The organism is Candidatus Methanoperedens nitratireducens (genome assembly GCF_000685155.1).
In the GTDB taxonomy this organism is placed as follows: Archaea; Halobacteriota; Methanosarcinia; order Methanosarcinales; family Methanoperedenaceae; genus Methanoperedens; species Methanoperedens nitratireducens.
This window is the reverse complement of the sequence record NZ_JMIY01000001.1, coordinates 373,559-397,058: the sequence shown is the minus strand read 5'-3', so window position 1 is coordinate 397,058 and position 23,500 is coordinate 373,559. Positions and strand designations below refer to the sequence as shown.

The window sequence follows — 23,500 nt, the reverse complement described above, 5'->3', positions numbered from 1 at the left end:
AATACTCCCCTATTCTAATCTAACTCTGGGGTTCTTCTATTTATCGGATAGGCTCTAAATCCTATCTCTTCCTAACCAGTAAGCTGAGAACTGCGGGTTTATCCTTGGACTTTAAAGGCCACATTTGATACAGGGCATGCGAACACAGTCACGGAAGAACATAGATCCCCTTCGCCGTTTTTATGATCTTTATCTCATCTCCTGGCTTTGCACTCAGGAACTCAGGTCTTTTAACAGTAACAGTCTCATAGGTATCAGGGTCGAGTACCTGGATAATCCTCTTTTCATCTGCTACCAGAACAGCAGAGACTGCATCCTGCATCCTGCCCAGTTTTTTAACATTCGCAAGGCTATCATACTTCTCAATAAACCTTTTTCCTGTATCAAGGTCAATACCGCTTACATACTTTCCACTGCTATGTACCTCAATTACAGTATCGTCTACATTTATAATGTCCCCGCCAACAAACTCAGGAAGCCGCAGAGCAAACGTGATTCGATAAAGATCCTCGCCATCCTTCTGTCCTACAAGTTTTGGCGATTCTGTGAACCTGCCGCCAAACCTATCGATTATGGCCCTGCATATCTGTCTTCCAAGCTTTATCAGTCCCACGTATATATCGATACCTTCCCTGAGCTCTGCTGTTTTTGCAATAAAAGCAAGCCTGTCCCCCCTCTCCTGCGCGCGTGCGGCCACGTCCTCAGCTATCATGATGCACTCTTTCTGTTCCTCTTGCGCTGGAAACCGCTTATCTGCCCTGATCTGGATAATACCTTCAAAATAACCGCCCGCAATCCTGCTGCATACATCACAGGTCTCCCAGCTTATCCTGATCTCAGTATCCTGAGAAGCGTCGATCTCTACACCTTCTATCCTTGCCTTTGCCTCAATATGCACCTTGTATCTGGAATAATCAAGCTTATTCGGCGTTAATGTCAGCTCAAGATCAGTTGCATCTCTATTTATCTTCAGGTTATCCTTTACACTATCAAGAATGGTCTCAACCTCATCCTCTCCGGATGACCACTTCCCTCTCTTGAAAACAGAACCGCAGGTGGGGCATATCCTTAAGTGGATAACAGCAGGGCATTCAAGCAGTTTTTTGCCTCCGATAAAGCACTGCCTGCATACCTTACCGTAAAGGATGTCAACATCCCTGCCGCATTTAGGACAGAATATACCGGTCATTACTCAATAAACTCCTGGCAGTATCACACACGCTGTTCCTGGAATTATAGGAAGGCTTCCATCCAAGCGCCTGCAACTTATCAATTGAGAGCATCATCCTGGGGACATCCCCCTTCCAGCCACGGGCTCCACCTGTATAATTGAATTTAACATCTTTTAAGCCCATCTCTTCAACCACTATCTCACCGATCTCTCTTGCGCTTATAGTATCATTTGAGCCGATATTGAATATGTTTGCCATATCGCTGCTGTTCCCTACTGCGAACAGGATCGAATCCACACAATCAGATACATGGAGATATGATTTGCTCTGCTTTCCATCCCCCAGTATCTCAAGTGCACCTGGATCATTCCTGAGTTTGTTTATGAAATCCACTATTATTCCATGGGTTCCCCGATCACCCACGATATTAGCAAAGCGGAAGATCCATGAATTCATATCAAAAGTATGGCAGTATGAGGTTATGAGGGCTTCGCAGGCCAGTTTTGATGCGCCGTATAAGGATATGGGAACCAGAGGGCCGTAATTCTCGGGTGTGGGGATGAGCGCAGCTTCACCGTATACAGTGGATGTGGATGTAAAGACGATGTTCTTCAGTCTGTTGATACGCATTGCCTCAAGCACGTTGTATGTGGCAATCACATTCTGCTCAAGATGGATATTAGTATCTTCAGCACCCAGGCGGACATCAGGATTGGCTGCTATATGGAATATCATATCAGCATCTTTTACTGCTTTTTTAAGGTTCTCAGGTTCCAGAAGATCAAGCTTAATAAACTTAAAATTACTATTCCCGATATGGGCTCCAAGGAACTCCATCCTGCCTGAGCTTAGATTATCAAGCACTATTACCTCGTTTCCCTCTGATAACAGTCTGTCAACAATATGGCTTCCTATAAAACCTGCTCCTCCTGTCACTACGATCCTGTTTTTCATAGTATATAATTAAAAAGATTAAGGTTTATAGTTTCGCTTATTTTTTACTATTTACCTGCTCCAGGCACCCAGTAATAATAGCAGGCACGGCCCCTATCGCAGTGCATGTTTCAAGAGAGATGCCCTTTGAGGTTATATCAAGATGGTACTGTACCATATCAAATAGCTCTGAAGGAAGACCCCTGGGCCCAAGCCCGATAAGGAAAATAAAAGACCTCTTTTTACGGATATATTCTGTGATTGTGCGTATATTGATCTCTTTCTCCCTGGCAGGATGGGATGTAGTTACAACAGGTAATCCGAACTGGGGCTGAAACCCTTTATCCGGAAGCTCAAAAACGAAGAACCTGCCGGATCTGGATAGCTCTTCAAGATATTTTCCTGAGCCTCCGATCGTGGTCTTATCCTTCACGTAGCTCACAAGCTCCGGGGCGCTGAGCTTGAGTGGAAAATCGAACAGTGCGAGATTGAATCCGAAAGCGTATGCAACAGGCGCTGCCCTGGCAATACTCCGATAATGCGCTTCGTGGACTTTTATTTTATCATACGTGTTAACAATGCCGAGTGTCAGCATAAGAGGTAAGGAGAGATCAATTTATTTCCGTGAGGGAGGGGTGGTTCACAGGTTCATATACGTGTACTGGCTCATAGCAGCTTTATAATTGTCCAAAATCTCCTCAGCATCCTGTCTGGATACCCTGTTATCCCTCTGCGCCTGCATTACTTCGGATTCGAACATAGAAAAAAGGCTGTTGGAATTATATTTGGCATAGCCAAGAACATCGCAGTTTCTGTCTCCCTTGATAACCTGTTTAATATGCCACTCCCCTGTATCGGCCACTATGATATGTACCTCATTAGCCGTACCCAGCAGATTATGATAATCACCTATCGTATCCTGGTATGCACCAAGCATTAGAATCGCCAGATAATAGGAACCATTGTTCAACTCATGCACCTCAAGTAGTTCCTTAACATCCTTTAGATCAACGAACTTATCTATCTCGCCGTCTGAATCGCATGTTATATCCACTATGGTAGCGTATTCTGTGGGTCTCTCTGTAGCCCTGCTGATCGGGACAACAGGGAATAGCTGTTTTATTGCCCAGAAATCAGGAACAGATTGGAACGTTGAGAAATTACCGATATATTTTTTTGATAATAATTTGTTCAGGTCTTCAAATTCATCAGATTCGTTCTGCGTTTCCCTTGCGAATCCAGCCGCTTTTTCACAGATCTGCAGGAAAAGGATCTCTCCTTTTGATTTTTCCTCAAGCTCGATCTCACCCATATTGAATAAAGATAGAAGCTCATCGCGGTGCTGAAGGGCATCATGGTAATATTCTAAATAATTTTTAATGTTTATCTCATTCAATCCGTCGTATAATTCCTTTATTATGTGGGGCTCATTTCCACGCAGCTCAACTCGCTTTTTACGGTTGCCGTTCTTATTTCCTTTGATGTTTATAACCAGGAGTGAGTGATATGCGCTAATCGCCCTTCCGCTCTCTGATAGAACGATGGGGTGAGGAACATCCTCTTCATCGCATACCTCTTTAAGAGAATATACCACATTGTTGGCATACTCCTGGATTGTATAATTGGCACTGGCGTCGGATGATGTCTTACTTCCGTCATAATCGATGCCAAGACCGCCACCGATGTTAAAATATTTAACGTTTATATGCATCTGTTTTATTTTAGCATACACCCTGGCAGCTTCTTTGACTGCTTTCTGTATCCTTCTGATTTCAGTTATCTGTGAACCAATATGAAAATGAAGCATCTGCAATTGCTCAAGCATCTCATACTGGGCAATGATCCTGATACAATCCAGCATCTCAGTCGTTGTCAGGCCAAATTTTGATGACTCACCGCCGGATTCTGCCCATTTGCCGCTGCCTCTTGAGTATAGTTTTGCCCTTATGCCAATCAGTGGTCTGATGTCCAGTTTTCTTGAGAGTTCCAGTAATCTTCCTGTCTCGCTGTACTCATCAATGACAATAACTACCTTATTCTTTAATTTGGTTGCATATAATGCTAATTTCAGGTATTCATCATCCTTGAAACCGTTACATATCAAAAGGGCATCAGGACTCAGTTCAAAGGATAGGGCAGCCAGCAGTTCTGCTTTTGTTCCGACCTCAAGACCCATATTGTATTTCTTGCCAGATCTAACGATTTCTTCTATCACTTCTCTTCTCTGGTTTACTTTCATCGGGAATATGGCCTGGTATCTATTATTATATTTATATTCGGATATTGAATTATTAAACGCCCCGTTTAATTCCTTGATCTGTCCTTCAAGGATCTGTGGAAATCTAAATAATACAGGGAACTTTATTTTCTTAGTGCTGAGGTGGTCAATGACATTTTTTATATCAATAGTATGGACATCCTTTCTTGTAGGTCTGATAACCAGATTTCCGTTTTTATTAAAAGAAAAATATCCATTTCCCCATCGTTCTATACCATATAAATCTATAGCATCCTCAATTTTCCACATCTAGTAAATATCACGTCCTTCTAAGCTACAAGCCCGATTAAAAAGTACTTGATAAGGTTTAAAGCTTTCCTCTATGTTGAACCCATCCAATAAGAATAGATAAAAAGGATTACCCCTTTATCTATTTCTTACTTGCATTACTAAGCGCTGCCATGTGAATGTCACCGACATTAGTACCATGGCAGTTCGTACAGTATTTGGCTCTTGATAGATGTACTACTACCAGGTTACCGTCACTGGGCTTAAGTGAATCAGGCGGCGCAGCATGGCATTGCTCGCAAACGCTATAAGAGCCCGGTCCCTCTCCTTTCTGTACTGTCGGAATCTTTGGCGGGAACCCGTGACAGAGATCGCAGCTTAAACCCACAGTACCGCTTCCAATGTGGATATTATGAACCTGGCTGCCGTGGCAGTTGATACACAGCTTTCCACCATCAATATGCAGTTTCAGATCCTGAGGATTTGTGTGGCACAGTTCACATTTTATAACATCAGCCTTTACCGGCGCAGTAGTTGGAGCTGCGGATGGCGGCGCTGAATCCGCCTGTGTCTCCTTCGGTGTTGGAGCCTGAGTAGGTTTTGTGGTATCAGGTGGCGGCGTTATTGTGGATGAATCCGCAGTAACATAATAGCCCGCAGCGGCAACAAGTGCAAGGGCAACTATAATTGCGATGTAAATAGGCACCTTAGTCTCTTTATCATTCATTAGATATATCACCGGGTGTTAAGTAGGTTTTACATGTTTTAAATGTTTTGGTTATCAATCGCAAGGCTGCTTTGATAGAAACCTATTTAATTTTTAAAATCAGCATCTGACACATGCCCCTACTGACACTCGTGGCTCTGGGTTTTCTTGCAGGTTCATTGATCAAGCTGGCTGACGATATTGCAGATATAAATATATCTTTCAACCGTCTTTTTGCCATACCCGCGGGGCTTGCTTACGGGTCACTTATGGGGTACTTGATGGTTATTGATGCTGCTGCTTCTCTTCTTTTTGGAGGTATCGTTATTGGATGTCTTTTAACAGGCAAGATAAACAGTACAGGTCATTACTTCGGACTTGCTGCAATACTCATTATATTTTTTTTATATGGGGTCAGGCTCTCTCCCATGGTACTGCTGATCGCCGCGCTTGCAGCACTGGATGAATTAAGAGATATAATACATGTTCCCGTGTACCTTGATGCAGTGTTCGATTACAGGTTGATCCTTAAGCTTGGGGTGTTTGTACTTGTTATTCTTGATATGCTGGGATTGAACGCTTTAATAATCCTTATTGCATTTGATTCTGCTTATATCATTACAGAGCGAATAAATTCGAGGATATCCCATGAAGTATGATGTAGCCGTCATTGGAGCAGGGCCTGCTGGTTCTTTTGCGGCAGAGAAGCTATCTTCGTCTGGCTACAGTACCCTGATAATAGACCCGTGTGATAAAAAAAAGGCATGTGCAGGAATCCTGACCGCCCGTTATGTAAGGAGGTACGGAATAGATGAGATCTTTGTAGAAAGGATGCTTAAAGGAGTAAGGATATCATTTAGAGATACCAGGGCTGAAATAACCTACAGGAATGCGGTTGAGTACTCAATAAACCGTGAATCCTATGACTCATTTAATCTCAATCAGGCTATTGATGCTGGAAGTGAGTTAAAAAAAGATCTTGTGATATCCATAGATGAAGAAGATTCATTTGTCGGGATTAAGACAAAAAAAGAGTATATTCCTGCAGATTATGCGATTATAGCAGCAGGAGTATCAGACCTGAGCCGCATCTGCGGAGGTACAAAAGAGTATGCCTTCTGTGTGCAGCACAGGAAAGACCAAAAACCGCAGGATTATTTTGAGATCGATATGCTAAATAGCGGCTACTCCTGGACTGTACCTAAAAAGGATCATGTTATAACAGGAACATCATCACCCGCGGGTTATCCGGATATGCCTGGGGAGAGGGGACTGATACCCATCAATGGACCTGTTAAGAACACGTTCTCCAGAAGGTTCCTTCTTGCAGGTGATGCCGCCGGGTTCGTATCCCCATTTGAGGGTGAGGGAATATATTATGCCAGGCGCTCAGGTGAGATAGCAGCAGAGGTTCTATCAGGCACGATTGAAGGTAGAAACACACTTTCAGATTATGAGAGCCGCTGGAAAAAAGAATTTGATTTCTCAACACTGGCCATGATCTCCAGGATATTATCAAATGAGAGGATTATAGATTCATTCGTTAGATCAATCAGGGATAAGGAGAGATTTAATAAGCTTGTGGAAGATATTCTGACAAAAGAAAACAAAGAACTAAACATAAAAGATATACATTTCCTGATAAAAACGCTGATCTAGGTAAAAACATGATAGAAAATATTCTCTGGCTTGCTCTTGGATTGCTCATTGCGGCATCGATCATCCCCAGGGCAAGCAGTCTTAAGTTCACAGTTGCAGGCGCAGGCTGGGCTATTTTTGCGATACACTGGGCATCCCAGTGGCCGCATTATCTTGAACTGGGAGATTATTTTAACGTTGTTATAACTATACTTGCTGCTTTGATCTGTGTTTTTATAGGTTATGTTCTTATACGCCAGGATAAGAGGATTCTTGGGGACATTAACGGCATAAGCACTGCAGATTCACTCTTTATGGCCACCGCAGCCGCAGCTATAGGAGGGATTTCTTATTTTACCTTTTCAGAGATACAGGCAATGAATACATGGATTATATCAACGGTGACTGACCAGACCATATGGGTTGCCTCGCTTTTCGGAGTAACGGTTATGAAGATGGGATGGAATCTGGTCGCGGTCAACGGGTACAGGGTCGAGATAATCCTTGCATGCACGGCAATTGAAAGCATAGCACTGTTCACAGGGATAATCGCAAGTGTCAGAGCACCGTTTAAGCGAATGGCATCAGCGTTCCTTGTATCTGTTCCTGTGATCTATGGTTTGAATCTGATAAGAAATGTTTTCGTGATCAGCGCCTACGGGATGACGTGGTTTGGCGATCCTGAGACGAGTTTTTATATAGCTCATACGGTTATCGCAAAAATAGGCTCACTTGTCGCATTATTCCTGATCGCCTATGCGGTAATGAAAATACTCCCTGAGATTATAAATATGATCGATGGTATTTTAAACATGCTCGGAGGTATCTTCAAGAATGCTGGCTAAGGGATCATTCTCCTGGATCGGTGGAATGCTGCTGCTCACTGCTGTTATGTGGTATATCTCAGTTAATCTTAGCGGGCCTATCTCAATCATGTTCCGGGGTCTGTTAATTATTGGATTTGTGCTTACGCTTTTCTTCCTCGTATTTTTCCGCGACCCTGAGCGTACACCTTCAGGGGATGAGGATGATATGGTCTCACCTGCCGACGGCAGGGTTATCTCTGTAACGAACAGGAAATTATGCATTTTCATGAACATACATGATGTCCATGTGAACCGCGCTCCACTTGCAGGCACGGTTACTCAGATCGATTATAAGCCAGGCGGGTATATCCCTGCATTTAATAAAGACTCACATGTAAATGAGCGCAACCACGTTGTAATAAACACGTATTACGGGGATCTTGAGTTAACGCAGATTGCAGGCATCCTGACAAGGCGCATCGTATCATACATCAGCGAGGGATACCACATAAAGAGGGGAGAGCGCATCGGTATGATCCGCTTTGGTTCGCGTGTGGACGTGGTAATTCCAGAAGCATATGAGTTTGTGGTCGGGTTGAATGACAGGGTGAGGGCAGGGGAGACTGTAATCGCAGTGAGAAAAGAGAAAATACGGAGATAAAGATGGGAGAAAACATACTCAGGCTTATCAAACCTGCAGATCTTATTACCCTGGTTAACGCGCTCCTGGGGTTTGCATCTTTAATAATGGCTGTTCAGGGTCGGATTACTGATGCCCTTGTTCTGGTTCTTATTGCTGTAATAGCCGATGGCGCTGATGGTGCCTTTGCAAGGTATTCAGGCTCAGGTGTCCTTGGTGCCAACCTTGATTCACTTGCTGATGTGATATCTTTTGGGGTCGCGCCTGCAGTCCTGGCGTTTATTTTTCTTGGCAGTCTTGGTTTTCTTGCATGGATCTTTGCAGGATTTTTTTTAGTATGCGGCATACTGCGACTGGCCCGTTTCAATGTCGCAGGGAAAAAAGATGGTTTTGAGGGGATTCCAATAACGGCAGGCGGTTTTATTGTTGCTCTGTTCCTTCTGTGGCTCAACTCATGGATGAGCATGGCTCCAGGCACTGTTGAAGCTTATGTCCCATATCTTGAGTACATGTTTATTCTTCTCCTGACTCTCTTATCCTTGCTTATGGTCAGTACTATAGGTTATCCTAAATTGAAGAACCCCTTTTATCTGGCACCCGTACTGATCCTGCTTGTGGTGGATATTGTGTTTTTCTATCTGGATTATACAGGCATAGTAATAATCGCATCCCTACTCTTATTAGTTTTAATGTTTATCTATATACTGAGTCCAGTAACGAGGAGGTTTTATGACAGAGATAAACGAGCGGGACAGAGCGGTGTTTGAAGCCGGGATAAAGCTTGGCGCACTGTATCACCAGTTTGTTGGGACACCCATCAGCATGGATACAGCAAATGACCTTGAGAGAATGATAGAGCAGAGTGCTATTGTCCAGCCTTATGTTCGAAGCATAAGTGTCTCAATTGATCGCGGGATGGTACAGAAGAAACAGAACCCAACGTTCAGGTACTGTGAGCTGGAAGGGCGGATGCTGCATGTGAGCCTGCAGGTACTCTACAAAAATACCATAGCATATGCTGAACTTGCATACGATGAGGAGCAGGATTACCCATTAATGAGCATAAAGAAAATAGAGAGCATGTAGTTATCGAGAAGAACCATAAAGAATTTAGTCTATTCAACTCATTCTACTATTAGGGGAGAGCTAAGGTCAGGTATAAATTACCGACCACACGCAGGCAGAAGAGGAATATGAAGAAACATAGAAGGGGTATATAGAACATGGATCGCATTAAAGTCCTGCTGATCGAAGATAACCCGGGGGATGCCAGATTGATACATGAGATGCTGGCGGAAGAAAAGAAGATTCTGTTCGATCTTGAGTGGAGAGACAGGCTCTCAAGTGGACTTGAGCGGCTTGCTGAGGGTGGGATTGATGTAATCCTGTTAGATCTCATGCTACCTGACAGCCGTGGTTTTGATACTTTTACCAGGACGCAGGCACAGGCACCTGAGATACCTGTTGTGGTACTGACAGGTCTAAGCGACGAGGCACTTGCAATCAGGGCTGTAAGGAAAGGCGCTCAGGATTATCTTGTTAAGGGGAAAGTGGATAGCAACCTGCTGGTGCGGTCAATTCTCTACGCTATTGCCCGAAGGCTGGGAGAGGAAAAATACTTCGCAATAGATGATTTAAAAAGATTTGATGGGAAAGAGGGAAGACCTGCATACATAGCCTTCAAAGGAAGGGTCTACGATGTTTCAAACAGTCGTCTCTGGATAAATGGTCTTCATCTGGGAGCCCATCATGCAGGATCTGATCTGACAGAGAACATGATGGGCGCACCGCACGGGGAGGAAGTATTCATAAAGTTCCATGTTGTTGGAGAACTGAGCCATGAGGAGCCTTTCAGGGATAGACTTGTACGGAGGATAAAACACAGGGTTATAAAGAGGAAGAAGGGTTTGTAGCTTCATGTATTCTTTTAATTAAGTCTTCTGCCTTCTGTGCAGGGTTATTAAGCCTGCGCTCCATCGCCACTCTTCTAATCTCTTTTAATGCATTTACAGCCGTAATTACAATATTTTCAAGTTTTTGTTTAGCCATGGTCTCTTCAGTCGATTGTTTAGCAATGGTCTCTCCAACAGTCCCGATAAGCTGTATCGCTGTAAGTGTGGCCATCTCAAGCCTGCGCTCTGTCCCCGCAATTCCAACCTCTTCTATGGATTCTATGCCCCACTTCGTTGCCACTTCAAACCTTTGCTCTGCAGCTATCTCCACATTTGTCCACAGACTGAATAATGCTGCAACAGTAGCTTTTTCATTATCTTTGCTTGCAGCCAGTTTTCCTACACTGGTTAAGTGATCAAAAACAATTTCCGATATTTTCATCTCTTCATAAGTCCCGTGCCCCAGTCTTTTCAACATACTATTGGAGCTCCCCAATTCTTTGAATATGCCGCTGGTATGCTCTCCGATCGCCGTCAGTCCATCGATGACCGTCTCATAATCATATCTTAACAATGCGCCGTTCACAATATCGATAACAGGCATAACCGGGTCGTCTGGTGTTTTTTCTATTGAGGACAGGATATTCTGCTTTGTTATTCTCTCTGCCAGCATATTAATTACAGTAGAGGGTTTGAGCATCTCAAGGGTACTCCAGATATATGGAACTAAAGCCATGAACGCAAAAAATCCAAAAAAATATGCAAATGAGATATGTGTTTCAAGACTGGACCACCTGTTTATTGGATCACCTGGCTGCGGGTTCACGCTCTCTATCGTCTTAAGTACAGCCAGTGCATAAAAGATGGAAAAGCTGTAGATTGCTATAAGAATCCACAGATCAGGGGTTCTCCTGAATATATCAATCACCCTGGCAGAGTATGACGAAGCGGCAAGCTGTACTGCAACAAGGCTTAAGGTCACAACAATCGCCACGATCGCACCCTCACCCTGCACCATGGCGCTGAGCATGTATCTGGCGCTGTCCACATCGGTGTGTACGAGCCCAAAGTAAGAGAAAATTGATTTAAGGATTATATAGACCATGGGCAAAAGAATCAAAAAATAAAGGGTTAACCGATTCAGCCATTTCGGTTTATTTAACCAGGTGACTATATTTGATTTAGCCGGTGAGGTCTCTCTCACAAGAGATCTAAAGGATTCCCTACCCATCGCAATAATTGTTACGGTCATCTATAAATTAAATGATTATGATCATCTTCCTCAGTTATAACATTAATCAAAGAGGCAAAATATACGCTGGCTAAGCGCTTATTTAAAATATAATCAACAGGATGATCAGAACAGGGTATCCAGTATAACATGCAGCGCGTTGGCTATTATTATTCCAGCAAGAAAGATAATTATGTAAACAGGTGAGATTATTGTATCAGGCGGAAGCGACCTGAATATGAGGTAATACACACCGAGAACAATAATACCGAGATACAGCATCCTTACAACCGCACCGTACACTATATTGTGGGAACTCTGCCCGTGTTTAAATATCCACATATACGGTAACCATATAACCCTTAGAGCGCCCCACCTTCTTATCACCCTGCTTTTAATATCCAGATCAGGTGTTATGAAATCCGTGCCTATATAATAACCTGCGACCAGCGCAAGGAAGTATTTCAGGTTAATGGCAGATAAGGCGGGTCCGATCAGGATATAGAGTAAGACCGTAATTGCTACAAAAACCGCGTAATTGAAGGTTCTATGTGTGTTATAGTTCGGCATTATTCACAGATACTCATAAATTCGTTTTAGCCATGTCCTTTGCAAAGTATGTAAGAACCATATCTGCACCTGCACGCTTTATTGAAAGCAATGATTCATACACTACCCTGGGCTCATCAATCCATCCATTCCGTGCTGCAGCTTTTATCATGGCGTACTCACCGCTTACATGATAGGCAGCAGTCGGCATCCCGAATTTTTTCTTCACGCGGTAGATGATATCCAGATAAGGCAGCGCTGGTTTTATCATGATAATGTCCGCCCCCTCTTCTATATCTAATGCGACTTCACGTATCGCTTCATCCGAGTTTCCCGGATCCATCTGGTATGATGAGCGGTCACCAAAGGAATAACCTGAGCCTGCGGCTTCCCTGAATGGGCCATAGAACGCAGAGCAATATTTTGCAGCATAGGACATTATGGGTAAATCCCTGAAATCATTATCATCAAGTGCGCGGCGTATAGCTCCAACCATGCCGTCCATCATCCCTGAAGGTGCAACGATATCCGCGCCTGCCTTTGCATGACTTACCGCGGTCTTTCCAAGTATCTCAAGTGTCGGGTCGTTCAGGACCTCATGCGTGCTGCCCACAACCCCGCAGTGGCCGTGGGATGTGTACTCACAGAGACACAGATCGGTTATAATAATCGGCTCATCGGCCTCACTTTTTATGGCGCGTATAGCTTTCTGGATGATATCGTCATCCCCATGGGCATGGGTCCCTGCCTCATCTTTCTCCTGCGGTATTCCAAACAGGATGAGCGCCGGGATTCCAAGCTCAGAGATGCATACTGCTTCATCTGCAACCATATCAAGCGGAAAACGGAAGTAACCTGGCATGGAATTTATCTCAACAGGTTCTCTTATGGTCTCATCTACAAAGACAGGGCAGATAAGATCTTTAACATCAAGCTCTGTCTCCCGGACAAGCGGCTGGAACCTGGATGCGCGCAATCTTCGCATGCGTGTGATCGGGAACATACTCGGTTCTATGGGATAGAAAGTACTTAATGATTACTTAATGATTACCGACAGCATAACGCAAAGAATATTAGTTATGAATGTTTTTATGCTTGTTGTGATAAAATGCTGGCAAGGAAATTATTTATCTATTCTCTTATAATACTGCTGACCATATACCCGGCCTCTGCTAGTGAGGTATCACTTAACAAATGGGTATTGAATATAACGTTACGTGATGATGGGCTTGTTGAAGCGGTTATACAGGCTGAGATAGAGAACAGTAACTCTTTATCTCTTGATGGTTTTTCGTTTGTTGTTCCAGGATCTAAGGTCGATATAATCGATGACCAATTTATAAGTATTCCAGCTACAGGGCAGGTAATCGAGCAGCAGGTTGTTCCAGGTGGAATAAGAGTAACTATTAATTTTAATAAACCTATCAAAGCCGGGGAGAAATGGAATGGACGCTTTAGTCTTATAGTGGAAGGCTGGGCTGTAAAGCAAAACTTAGATTATTCTATCGATATTCCCATTGAAGCACCGCAGGCTATTGTATCTGGAAAGAGCACTGAGGTATCGGTTCCAGAAGATGCTGATATCAGGGGACAGGTCTTTCTCCCAAAGTCGGTTGAGTTAATATCAGTAGAGCCAGAACCATTTAGAAAATTGTTCCAGTATGACCGTATAGTTCCTACATGGTCGCCTGAGAAATTGCATGTCGGAGATACAATCCGAATTAAAGGCTCATTCTCAGATGTACTGAATAAAATAGTTGAGGTTGATGAGAGATCAAGATCGTTATCTGACCGGATTAAAGAAGCAACAGCGCAGGGTATAGATACCTCAGAGGCAGAGAAACATCTTACAAACGCAAACGATTATAATAACAATCAGGCACTTGCGTCATTCTGGAAGAAGGAGTATTCTGTTGCCCTGGAGTATGCCGGATACGCAGATGATGAATTGACGAGGGCAGAGAGCAGTCTCTCAGTTAAAGGGGAAGTGAAAGAAACACCTCAAACATCTGAAAAGACGCCAGGCTTTGAGGCGCCAGTTTTGGTTTTCATATTACTGATTATTTTTATGATCAGGACTTATGCAAAACGGTAAGAACTATGATCCGGTGGTACATTTATGAAAAAATATGATATGAAAATACTAAAGGTGGACCTCACAGCATGCGGCTATGAGACACAATTGCTTGATGAGAGAACTGCAAGAGGATATCTGGGCGGGCGCGGACTGGGTACAAAGATCCTGTATGATGAGCAGCCTGCAGGAGTAGATCCGCTCTCGCCAGAGAATATTATCGTATTTGCCACAGGCCCTCTGACAGGAACCAGGACTCCCAGCAGTGGCAGGCATTTTGTGGTATCAAAAAGCCCTGCAACAGGAGGCATAACCTTTACAAGCTCTGGCGGCACCTGGTCGGCCGAACTAAGAAAAGCTGGCTATGATGCGATTGTGGTTAAAGGAACCGCCGAAAGACCTGTATATCTCTGGATTGAAGATGGCGATGTTGAATTGAGGGATGCGGGCAGTTTCTGGGGTAAATTAGTGAGTGAGACCGATGAGGGAATAAGGAAAGAGACACATAACGAGGCAAAAGTGCTCTGCATAGGGCCTGCAGGAGAGAAAAGATTATCTATAGCAGCGATAATGAACGAAAAATACAGGGCAGCAGGCAGAACTGGACTGGGTGCCGTCATGGGGAGTAAAAATCTAAAGGCCATAGCAGTGAAGGGAGAAAAAAACATAGAAGTGGCAGATGGTATCGGGCTTAGCAGGGCTGTAAACAAAGCCATGAAAAAGATATCCGAATCCGGGGTTACAAAGGAAGATGGAGGTCTTAATGCCTACGGAACCGCTGTTCTCACGAATATAATGAATGCTTCAGGTATATACCCGACAAAGAATTTCCAGACAGGGACGTTCAGTGATGCTGAGAATATCTCTGGTGAGAGGATGGCCGAGACCATACTCAAAGAAAAGACTGCCTGCTATGAGTGCCCGATAGAATGCGGAAGATGGGTAGATGTAAAGAGCGGTAAGTACTCTGGAGTAAAAGGAGAGAGCCTTGAGTACGAGACCTCATGGGCGTTCGGGGGACAGTGCGGTGTGAATGATCTTGGTGCCCTTGCCAAGGCCAATTACCTGTGCAATGAATACGGGCTTGATACCATCAGTACAGGGAGCACGATAGGATTTGCTATGGAGCTTGTGGATAGAGGCATCATCTCAAAGGATGAAGCAGGTCTGGATCTGGTATTCGGGAACGATGAAGCGATGATTAAGATGATTGAGATGATGGGCAGGCGGGAGGGATTTGGTGCTATTCTTGCCGATGGGACAAGAGCTGCCTCAAAGAGGATAGGCAGGGGTTCTGAATACTATGCAATGCAGGTCAAAGGACTTGAGCTGCCAGCCTATGATCCAAGAGGGGCTTTCGGGCTTGGATTGAACTTTGCTACCGCAAACAGGGGAGGATGCCATGTGAGCGGGTACACTATAGCTGCTGAGATCCTTGGTGTGCCGCTCAAGGCTGATCCTTTTGATTCAACAGAGAAGAAGGTGGATTTGACGATACTCTTCCAGAATCTTACCGCCTCTGTGGATTCGAGCGTGAACTGCCTGTTCCTGACCTTTGCCCTGGGTGCAGATGATTACGCAGACATGATAAGATATGTTACTGGATGGCAGAACTACAGCAGCGAGGAATTCCTTGCGACCGGTGAGAGAATATTTGCCCTGGAGCGGCTCTTTAATAAGAGAGAGGGGTTCGGTAGAAAAGACGATACCCTGCCACAGAGATTGCTCAAAGAGCCCATGCCTGAGGGCGCACCAAAAGGTAAATCACATCCGCTGGAAGGAATGCTTGATCGATATTACGTCAGGAGGGGCTATGATACGGAGGGGCACCCTGAGCAGGAGACGCTTAAGAGGCTTGGCCTCGCATGATTGCATGATTGTATGATTGCATGATTGCATGATTGCATGACACAATATGGTAATCGTGAAATTCTTCTCAACACTAAGGAACATAACAGAGGTACGTGAGGCCATAATCGAGCAGGAGGGAAGCGTTTATGATATCCTGAATGCTCTGCTCTCCAATTACGGGGACCTAAAAGAGGCCATATTTGATGAGAAAGGGGATATTTATATAAATATATTGTTAAACGGAAGGAACATAGAGTATCTAAACGGCCCTGCAACCATGGTCAGTCAGCATGATACCCTGTACCTGTTCCCACCGATTGCAGGAGGATGAGGCATGTACAGCTACGAGGAGTTAGAATCAGGGGTAATACAGGCTGGCGTATGCACAGGATGTGGAGCATGCATATCTGCCTGTCCGCTCTATTACATCCAGTTGATCGATGGCATGCCCAGAAGACCAAAGAAGAGAGCGGCCTGCAAGAACTGCGGAACCTGCTTTAATTCCTGCTATAAGGTCAAGGGTGAGAGCTATGGTGACAATACAGGCAGATACCTGCGGGCAGTATCCGCAAAATGGGATCACGGAACGCAATGCCAGGACGGGGGAATCGTAACCGCTATCCTGAGGTATGCGTATGAGATGAAGCTTATAGACGGCGCGGTGCTTACCTGTAGAGATAACAATAGCTGGATGCCTGTGCCCTGCGTGGCAAAGAGCGCTGATGATTTCGATGCCTCATCGAAAACAAAGTTCGGCGTATCTCCTGTTCTCATGGATCTGCGCCCTGCTGTAGTCGAGCACGGGCTCAATAAGCTTTGCGTTGTCGGGACGCCATGCCATATTCAATCCTTAAGACACCTGCAGCGCTCAAACGCAGATGTTTCCTCTGCTGTAGCTCTTACCATAGGACTTTTTTGCAGCGGGAACCTTGAATACAGGCATATAGCAGAGAGAATACACACTCTGGGGATCAGGCCTGAGGATGTGGAGAAACTGGCTGTCTCAAATGGTAGATTCATAATAAAAGCAGGCGATAGAAGTGAATCAATACCTCTATCTGAGATAAAAAGCTGGGTGCCGGGTCACTGCAGCTTCTGCCGGGATTATACAGGTGAACTGGCAGATATATCCATAGGGAGCGAGGGCTCTCCTGAGGGATGGTCAACCGTAATAATAAGGACAGAAAAAGGTGAAGAGATATTCTCCGGGCTTGAGAAAAGTACAGCAGTTAGTGTCTCTGGCATCGGGAGCGCAGAGCTTGAGCGTTTGAAGAGAGCATCAGAAGCAAAAAGGAATTCACAAAATTCTTATGTGATCTAATTGCTTATGCAGGATACTATAATTCATCGTTCAGCCAGTTTTTCCAGTATTTTCTCAAGGCGTTTGTTATGCTCGTCCATGCGCTTATTGTGCTCTCTTTGCTCTACGACAAAAGAAGTTAGGATTTCTTTAATTTCTGGAAGAGCCGAAGTATCCCTTTTAATATCTATCAATAACTCGTTCTCCCTGTCCAGCTTTCTTCCAATATCAATATCCTCATCTGCAAGCACTCTTGAGAACGGATATGGGAGGTCAATATCAAAAGGTAACTCTTGCTTTTTAATATCCTGAATTACCGCACCCCTCTCTACTCCTCGTTTCCTTATTTCCTGAGAAAAATTCCCCATTCTTTGACTCCGGGTGAGATATTGTACTATATTTAATGTATTAACTTAAATTTAACCTTAAGCTAAATCTTATGTTTTTATTCGGATGGCTCTGCTTTTTGCTTACTTCTCAGAGTAAGGCGGTCGCCAGTCGGCAGGAGTTCAAAAGTAGACCCTTCTTTTAAGCCGTAAAGTTTGCATATCTCAGCAGGGATTGTTAGTACCAGGCTATTCCCAACTTTTCTTAGTGGTATCTCTAAAGGCACATCATTTTGTGGTTTTTTTATACTCATAAACACTCACATTTGTATAATATTAGAATATACAATAACATATACCAAAGATATATATGTGTTTGCCAACGTCTATATGGACGTGGTCGGAAATGTCCTTTTTAAAACCTAACCCCCCACTCCCCAATATACACTTCTGACCACATTTTATGTAAAAACCAGAGGTGAAAAATATGGCAGAATATCCGGTAATCAACGCCCCGAACATAGTAAAAGATGCAATCGTAGTAGAAAAGGATGTTATGGAAAGACTGGTTGCACACTACGACATACCCATGTTCGTTCAAAAAGAAGGAATGGAAGGTAAGACAGTGTATTTCATTTTTTTGCCACACTGCAGAACCATAATAGCATATGACGAAAAAGCCCATCCCAGGAAAAAGCAATTACGAGGTTGCAATAATGGAAGTATCAACAGGAATATAAACGAAGTATTTAGGGTATGCCTTACCTTTTGAGTAGCCGGGACGATTTACCAGCCTTCCTTTTCCTCTGATCATTCAAGCCTTCTCAATGACAATTTTACCGTTCTCTTCAAAAAAAACAATAGTATCGCCCACATCCGCATGAAGTCTATCAGCAATCTCCTTTAACAAAGAAATCTTTCTAGATTGAAAACATTGATAAATAAAGCAGACCATTTGCCTTCTGGCGGGGAAATGTACCTTGGAGACCAGATCATACAATCTAAATAAGGGCGAGGTCTTACTTGTAAGAGGCCCGGCAGCAGTCAGGGCTGAGAGCAAAGGCTCATCTGTTCTGGGTATTCGTATAGAGGCGGGCGATAAGATCGTTGTGAAGAAGAACAGAGTTCTTCCATTTGAGGCAGATGAGAGCGGTTCTCTGATACAGGTGATCCTGGGCGATATAGGGGAGAGCTGGATAACCCGTGATAGAGTGGGTATGAGAATATGGAATATTTTAGGGGAAAGTATCTTTACCAGTCTAAAACCAGGGAAAAATAAACTAATGATAATAGGGGAAACCGATTCAGGGAAATCTACCCTGACATCCTATCTCGCCAATAAAGCCTTAATGAGAGGTTTAAGAGCGGCGATCATAGATGGGGATATAGGTCAGGGCGACCTGGTACCACCTGGCTGTACAGGAGCTTCGGTTGTAAGGAACAGGATATACGACTTAAGGGATCTAAGAGCGGATATCCTGGGCTTTGTAGGATTTACATCACCTTCCTTTCTATCAGTCAGAGATCTGATAATAAAAAGAATGAAGGAGCTTATTTCTTACCTTGAAGAAAGGGAGTATGACCTGTGCATAATAAATACTGATGGCTATGTTGCCGACGGGGGCATGGATTATAAGGTCGATATGATCCGTGAGCTTAAACCTGATATTATCATTTGCTTTAAAGAGATCGATAAAGAATTGCTAGAAAGGCTCAAAGATTTTGAAAATCCCCCTGTAGTGGTCCCTGCAGACAGACCTGAAGGTATTGTTAAGAGTATTTCCCAGAGAAGTGAGAGAAGACTGAGCCAGTATTTTCGGTTTTTAAAAGACGGAAAGGATTTAAGTATTGACTTAAAGAAGCTCAGGCTGAGCTTTATGGGGAATCTTTATGATCATAATCTATCTGATCTTGAATTAAAAGATCAGGGATTTTCATTGCCTGAGGCAGGGTTTGCAAAGAGAGCTGATAATAAAATAATCGTATTTAGATCAAATATGGAGGATTTAGTAGAGGTATTTGATAGATCTATAATATTCAATCAGGGCAGTTTGAGTGGAATGTTCGCAGGATTGGGTTCTGGTGATTATGTAGCTGGCTTTGCCCGGATAGCCAGATTGCATCCGAATCAAATAATAACTCTAAATACGAATTTTAAAGGCAAATTCGATACTTTGTTTTTGAGCACCATAAGAATCTCTCAAGATCTAAAAACTGAAGCCATATTGCCTGTTGTAAGGATAGGCTGATAGCTATCTCAGGAGACCAGCAATCTTATATACCCTGCCCTTTACCACTATTTCATAATCTTTTGAGATAAATCCAGGCTTCTCAGCTCTAATCCTGTGCACACCCCTTCTTATCAGGACTTCCACCTCCCCTTCAGGATTGCTCTTAACATTGCGGCCATCAACGTATATACTGGCATCATCTACAGGGGCACCTTCACTATCCCTGACCGTTATTATGGCATTGCCCTCATATATGCCAGAGAAGTCCAGGTCGAATTCTTTCCTTGTGTAATCTGGTTCTATGGTTACCTGTTTGTGCTCATTGCCCATCAGATCAGTGCTGACATAGAGCATGCAGTCCCCATACTTCATCTCCTGCCTGGATATACGGCCGTTTACGGCATAGTATGGACAGGAATCGTTCAGGGCAGGCAGTTGCAGCCGATATGTTATCCCTGTTACATCCTCCATATTGTAGTTAGAGATATTCAGGATGGCATAGTCCACACCTCTGGTCGCTTTTGTATAAACTCTATTAAGAGATCTGAAATGAGAAGCCTCTATATCAGGAGTTGTAAAGCTCATGCCCCTGCTCTTTGAGTACTCTATTAACTCCACAACTTCATCTAAATAATCAGGGTTGCCTATGTCTGCCGCATTCCACCAGAATACAGCCATACCCCCGTCATCAGCTACGGAATCAAGAGTCTCTCTCCAGCTTGAGAACGTATCATCAATATTAGATTCAGGGCGCAAGACCGCGCTGACCGGGAGAGTAACCGGAATCAGTACAACCCCTGTTTTTTCTCCCTGGTAATAAGCAGCTTTAGGATGTCTTAACCCCTCTCTATAGAACTCCATGAATGGAGGATTGACAGTAAGCGCCTGTGTGAACAGGACATTATTATCAGATAATACTTTTATGGTATCCATATTATATTTAGATCCTCTAAATGTCATTCCATTAACGCCAAGTGCTTTTACCTTTTTAATCTCATCATCCTGGTCGCTCTGGCTTTTATATACACTCTTATCAAAGAGGTCTGCATAACCTATATGATTTATTCCATTTTGAAATGAGGTCTTATCTCCGGATCTGATTACTTCATTATAAATTAAATTATAGTCCTGTAATTTTCCATATATGTTTGATGAATACTCTGCATTACTGTACTGATTTAAATAACCGATTAAGATAACTGGAATTCTGGCATCTGAATACAGATATGGAGAAACTGATGTATAGTATAACATATTATTTGTCGCAGTCGGCTTATCTCCAACTGAAAAGTATTGTGTTATATCAGCAGACCCTGCAGGAGAAAGAGAATATCTTGAATCCATGGAAACGCTTGCATACTGGTACACCGTAGAGCCTCTATATAGCATTCTGGTGGGATACGGGTTCAGGTCACTGTACTTGATAAATAAGCCCGTACCGCTTTCGTTAAGATAGATCTGATTGATTTTTTTATCCTTTAAGACCACTGTATCCTGAGAGGGATATATCTTTTTATATACTGGATTCTCTTCCTTGTACCCGACCTGATTGAATTCAAAATCGCTTAAAGGGGCAAAAACCGTGCTGGATAATGTTACATACATACTCAGATAATCATTCAGGTTCACCCAGTCATTTGCTACTGTTATATCTCTCTGTACAGCCTTTTCATAAAAGATATATCGGACAATCAGCGTAGCCCAGTTCTCGGTATTACTCTCATCTCTTATTGCTGTTCTATACGTTATCTCATTGTTATCTACTGAAATATAAGGATATTTTAGATCGCCCAGATCATAGTATGCATACTTATCCTTGTAGGCACCTCTCCATGAGATCGCTATAGTATCATAAAGTCCACCCTCTCCCAGGAAATTTTTAGTCATGGTTCCAATATACATCATCCTGGGCGAAGCATCACTGAGTTTTACTTTATAAAATTCGTTCTCAATCAGGTAAGCTGAGCCGGAATTCTTTATCTCTGGAGCATTATCCTCAAACCTCAGCCCGGATCTCTGCGGGTTTGAATTTTTTATAGGTGCAGGAGGAGCAATGTATTTATATATACCAAAATTAGCATCAGATGCATATATTTTATCAAGCTGTTTATTTGAATCTACACTTAATGATGTATTGTATTCATTAAATCCTTTAAGTATCCTCTGTGAAGAGATTATGTAATTAATATTGAACGAACGGAGGTCTTTTATGTATCCTTCTGCCCCTTCTGAGAAATAGACATTTTTGAGGTTATTCAGGTATCTCTTCGTCTCAGAGCCTGAGCGAACACTGGGCGTAAGCTTGTTTGCGTATAGATCTATTCTCTCCCTGTATGCGAACCCCGGTACTCCTTCTGTGGAGTTGCCAACTGTGCTCAGCCACATCAAGTTATCTATCTCGCTCCTGGTACCTGTGATCGTGGGCTGGTAGTACAGGTTTCCTATTATGGGCGCGAATATAAGAGGTAGAAACAGGAGTAGAACAAATATAGCAGCAAATGATTTTTTAATTTTATTATTCGAATATTTATTGATTGCTGGGATGATATAATAAAATCCTGCTGCAGAGCTGATCGGGATTATCAGGAAGAGGAAATATATCTGCCTCAATGAACCTGTGCCTTCTTCTGATTGCAGTGCACCAGGGAAAAGAGATGTCAAAACAAGCGAGAACGCAATACACTTGCCTTTCTGGTCAAGCTTGAATACTCCAAAAATCGAAAGTAAGGTATGCACAGGCCCCAACCAGAAGGGCGTGGTTACAATACTATGAGAAACGTTATTAATACTGCCTATAACAGGTATGGCTAAAGGGTTTATATTATCTATAGATCCAATTCTTGAACGAATAAACAGAATAGATCTCCCTATAACGAATATCAGACATGACCAGAAAATTACATAGATAAAGTTATTGGCGACAAATATCCTGTCATAGAATATCTGGCCCATCTCTCTGATATATTCTAACCCAAGCTTTGAAGAAAGCGATTGACTGATAGACAGAATCATCCTTCCTTTGTCTATATACTGCGGCTGCACAAAAGGAAATAGCTGCACTGAAATGACATAGAGAACCAGAAGACTTACGATCAAAATATACATGCCTGTATCGAATTTCTTCCATATCATGGCAGACAGGATAAAATAAGATATAGAAAAAAACATCAAAAACATATAGGTGCCAGTATGCGTAAAACCCAGTGAAAATACAAGCAGACCTGCAATCAGAACATTACTGAACCTGGGTTTATTTATGGATAGATATATGCTGGCCACCAGAAACACTGCAACAAACCTGCCTGTGGAATAGTTTAACATACCCATTGTTATGACAGGCATGGAGAGCAGGAATATGCATGCCAGAATCGCCTTGTTTGTTGATAGAAGCAGGCTACGGGCATATATATAATAAACAGAGATCGATACAACCAATAGTATAAGAGGCAGGATATAGGCAAGTTCCTGAATCCCCATTCCAGTGACCTTCATCACTATGGAGCCAAAAAACCAGAGACCAAACGGGTAATCATACAGCAACTGCTCTTCTATAAATGATTTTTCATAAAATTCGAACAGGGAATTTGAGCCTACCATTCTTAGCGTGCTGTACATATGTGTATATACATCTGTGCCAGAAGGAGA

Annotated in this window: 24 protein-coding genes; 13 read left to right on the top strand and 11 right to left on the bottom strand. The window is 43.2% G+C overall.

Annotation, left to right across the window (positions count from 1 at the left end):
• Positions 1 to 148: 148 nt before the first annotated feature.
• From ANME2D_RS02065 to ANME2D_RS02045, 5 genes are all read right to left on the bottom strand, one after another.
• Entirely contained in the window at positions 149 to 1,189 is a 1,041-nt protein-coding gene (locus ANME2D_RS02065) for a 60S ribosomal export protein NMD3 (protein WP_048088742.1), read from the bottom strand.
• Positions 1,167 to 2,126 (bottom strand): NAD-dependent epimerase/dehydratase family protein, encoded by a 960-nt coding sequence (locus ANME2D_RS02060; protein ID WP_048088740.1) that lies wholly within the window; start codon positions 2,124 to 2,126, stop codon positions 1,167 to 1,169. The genes ANME2D_RS02065 and ANME2D_RS02060 overlap by 23 nt, the downstream gene beginning before the upstream one ends.
• Positions 2,127 to 2,163: 37 nt before the next feature.
• Positions 2,164 to 2,700: a DUF531 domain-containing protein gene (locus ANME2D_RS02055; protein WP_048088737.1), complete on the bottom strand. Its 537-nt coding sequence runs from the start codon at positions 2,698 to 2,700 to the stop codon at positions 2,164 to 2,166.
• Between the two features lie 45 nt (positions 2,701 to 2,745).
• Positions 2,746 to 4,632: a biosynthetic arginine decarboxylase gene (gene speA, locus ANME2D_RS02050; RefSeq protein ID WP_048088736.1), complete on the bottom strand. Its 1,887-nt coding sequence runs from the start codon at positions 4,630 to 4,632 to the stop codon at positions 2,746 to 2,748.
• A gap of 121 nt (positions 4,633 to 4,753) precedes the next feature.
• On the bottom strand, positions 4,754 to 5,338 hold the full coding sequence (locus ANME2D_RS02045; RefSeq protein WP_048088734.1) for a hypothetical protein: 585 nt from the start codon (positions 5,336 to 5,338) through the stop codon (positions 4,754 to 4,756).
• Positions 5,339 to 5,451: 113 nt separating this feature from the next.
• On the opposite strand from ANME2D_RS02045, the gene ANME2D_RS02040 reads away from it, so the two are divergent.
• From ANME2D_RS02040 to ANME2D_RS16665, 7 genes are all read left to right on the top strand, one after another.
• Complete coding sequence (locus ANME2D_RS02040) at positions 5,452 to 5,976, top strand: hypothetical protein (protein WP_048088732.1); 525 nt, start codon at positions 5,452 to 5,454, stop codon at positions 5,974 to 5,976.
• Positions 5,966 to 6,976, top strand: a complete 1,011-nt coding sequence (locus ANME2D_RS02035) for an NAD(P)/FAD-dependent oxidoreductase (RefSeq protein ID WP_048088729.1) — start codon at positions 5,966 to 5,968, stop codon at positions 6,974 to 6,976. Before ANME2D_RS02040 ends, ANME2D_RS02035 begins: the two co-directional genes overlap by 11 nt.
• 8 nt (positions 6,977 to 6,984) lie before the next feature.
• Positions 6,985 to 7,800 carry an archaeosortase A gene (gene artA, locus ANME2D_RS02030; RefSeq protein ID WP_048088727.1) on the top strand — a complete coding sequence of 272 codons (816 nt, stop codon included), beginning with the start codon at positions 6,985 to 6,987 and terminating at the stop codon, positions 7,798 to 7,800.
• Positions 7,790 to 8,422, top strand: a complete 633-nt coding sequence (locus ANME2D_RS02025; protein WP_048088725.1) for a phosphatidylserine decarboxylase — start codon at positions 7,790 to 7,792, stop codon at positions 8,420 to 8,422. The genes artA and ANME2D_RS02025 overlap by 11 nt, the downstream gene beginning before the upstream one ends.
• A 2-nt stretch (positions 8,423 to 8,424) precedes the next feature.
• On the top strand, positions 8,425 to 9,168 hold the full coding sequence (gene pssA / locus ANME2D_RS02020; RefSeq protein ID WP_048088723.1) for a CDP-diacylglycerol--serine O-phosphatidyltransferase: 744 nt from the start codon (positions 8,425 to 8,427) through the stop codon (positions 9,166 to 9,168).
• Positions 9,131 to 9,487: a dihydroneopterin aldolase family protein gene (locus ANME2D_RS02015; protein WP_048088721.1), complete on the top strand. Its 357-nt coding sequence runs from the start codon at positions 9,131 to 9,133 to the stop codon at positions 9,485 to 9,487. The genes pssA and ANME2D_RS02015 overlap by 38 nt, the downstream gene beginning before the upstream one ends.
• 137 nt (positions 9,488 to 9,624) lie before the next feature.
• Positions 9,625 to 10,314, top strand: a complete 690-nt coding sequence (locus ANME2D_RS16665; protein ID WP_052368516.1) for a response regulator — start codon at positions 9,625 to 9,627, stop codon at positions 10,312 to 10,314.
• On the opposite strand, the gene ANME2D_RS02005 is transcribed toward ANME2D_RS16665, so the two are convergent.
• The 3 genes from ANME2D_RS02005 to hemB form a co-directional block, all read right to left on the bottom strand.
• Complete coding sequence (locus ANME2D_RS02005) at positions 10,289 to 11,398, bottom strand: DUF2254 family protein (RefSeq protein ID WP_157833901.1); 1,110 nt, start codon at positions 11,396 to 11,398, stop codon at positions 10,289 to 10,291. The genes ANME2D_RS16665 and ANME2D_RS02005 overlap by 26 nt on opposite strands.
• A gap of 252 nt (positions 11,399 to 11,650) precedes the next feature.
• Entirely contained in the window at positions 11,651 to 12,094 is a 444-nt protein-coding gene (locus ANME2D_RS02000; protein WP_048088717.1) for a DUF2227 family putative metal-binding protein, read from the bottom strand.
• 13 nt (positions 12,095 to 12,107) lie between these two features.
• Complete coding sequence (gene hemB, locus ANME2D_RS01995; RefSeq protein WP_048088715.1) at positions 12,108 to 13,076, bottom strand: porphobilinogen synthase; 969 nt, start codon at positions 13,074 to 13,076, stop codon at positions 12,108 to 12,110.
• A 105-nt stretch (positions 13,077 to 13,181) separates the two neighbouring features.
• On the opposite strand from hemB, the gene ANME2D_RS01990 reads away from it, so the two are divergent.
• From ANME2D_RS01990 to ANME2D_RS16660, 4 genes are read left to right on the top strand one after another with little or no spacing between them, the layout of a single operon-like run.
• Positions 13,182 to 14,168 carry a hypothetical protein gene (locus ANME2D_RS01990; RefSeq protein WP_048088713.1) on the top strand — a complete coding sequence of 329 codons (987 nt, stop codon included), beginning with the start codon at positions 13,182 to 13,184 and terminating at the stop codon, positions 14,166 to 14,168.
• 24 nt (positions 14,169 to 14,192) lie between these two features.
• Entirely contained in the window at positions 14,193 to 16,016 is a 1,824-nt protein-coding gene (locus tag ANME2D_RS01985) for an aldehyde ferredoxin oxidoreductase family protein (protein ID WP_048088711.1), read from the top strand.
• A 46-nt stretch (positions 16,017 to 16,062) separates the two neighbouring features.
• The gene (locus tag ANME2D_RS01980) at positions 16,063 to 16,329 is read left to right on the top strand and encodes a ubiquitin-like small modifier protein 1 (RefSeq protein WP_048088709.1); all 267 of its coding nucleotides are present in this window, start codon (positions 16,063 to 16,065) and stop codon (positions 16,327 to 16,329) included.
• Between the two features lie 3 nt (positions 16,330 to 16,332).
• Positions 16,333 to 17,319 (top strand): Coenzyme F420 hydrogenase/dehydrogenase, beta subunit C-terminal domain, encoded by a 987-nt coding sequence (locus ANME2D_RS16660; protein WP_052368515.1) that lies wholly within the window; start codon positions 16,333 to 16,335, stop codon positions 17,317 to 17,319.
• Between the two features lie 23 nt (positions 17,320 to 17,342).
• Here ANME2D_RS16660 and ANME2D_RS01970 read toward each other — a convergent pair whose 3' ends face one another.
• Both ANME2D_RS01970 and ANME2D_RS01965 read right to left on the bottom strand, forming a co-directional pair.
• Positions 17,343 to 17,666: a hypothetical protein gene (locus tag ANME2D_RS01970; protein WP_048088707.1), complete on the bottom strand. Its 324-nt coding sequence runs from the start codon at positions 17,664 to 17,666 to the stop codon at positions 17,343 to 17,345.
• A gap of 77 nt (positions 17,667 to 17,743) precedes the next feature.
• Positions 17,744 to 17,938 (bottom strand): AbrB/MazE/SpoVT family DNA-binding domain-containing protein, encoded by a 195-nt coding sequence (locus ANME2D_RS01965; protein ID WP_048088706.1) that lies wholly within the window; start codon positions 17,936 to 17,938, stop codon positions 17,744 to 17,746.
• Between the two features lie 173 nt (positions 17,939 to 18,111).
• On the opposite strand from ANME2D_RS01965, the gene ANME2D_RS01960 reads away from it, so the two are divergent.
• Together ANME2D_RS01960 and ANME2D_RS01955 are read left to right on the top strand one after the other, a co-directional pair.
• On the top strand, positions 18,112 to 18,396 hold the full coding sequence (locus ANME2D_RS01960; RefSeq protein WP_048088704.1) for a hypothetical protein: 285 nt from the start codon (positions 18,112 to 18,114) through the stop codon (positions 18,394 to 18,396).
• A 208-nt stretch (positions 18,397 to 18,604) separates the two neighbouring features.
• Positions 18,605 to 19,873 (top strand): Clp1/GlmU family protein, encoded by a 1,269-nt coding sequence (locus ANME2D_RS01955; RefSeq protein ID WP_048088702.1) that lies wholly within the window; start codon positions 18,605 to 18,607, stop codon positions 19,871 to 19,873.
• Positions 19,874 to 19,876: 3 nt separating this feature from the next.
• Here ANME2D_RS01955 and ANME2D_RS01950 read toward each other — a convergent pair whose 3' ends face one another.
• Complete coding sequence (locus tag ANME2D_RS01950; RefSeq protein ID WP_048088700.1) at positions 19,877 to 23,452, bottom strand: peptidase associated/transthyretin-like domain-containing protein; 3,576 nt, start codon at positions 23,450 to 23,452, stop codon at positions 19,877 to 19,879.
• Positions 23,453 to 23,500: the final 48 nt, after the last annotated feature.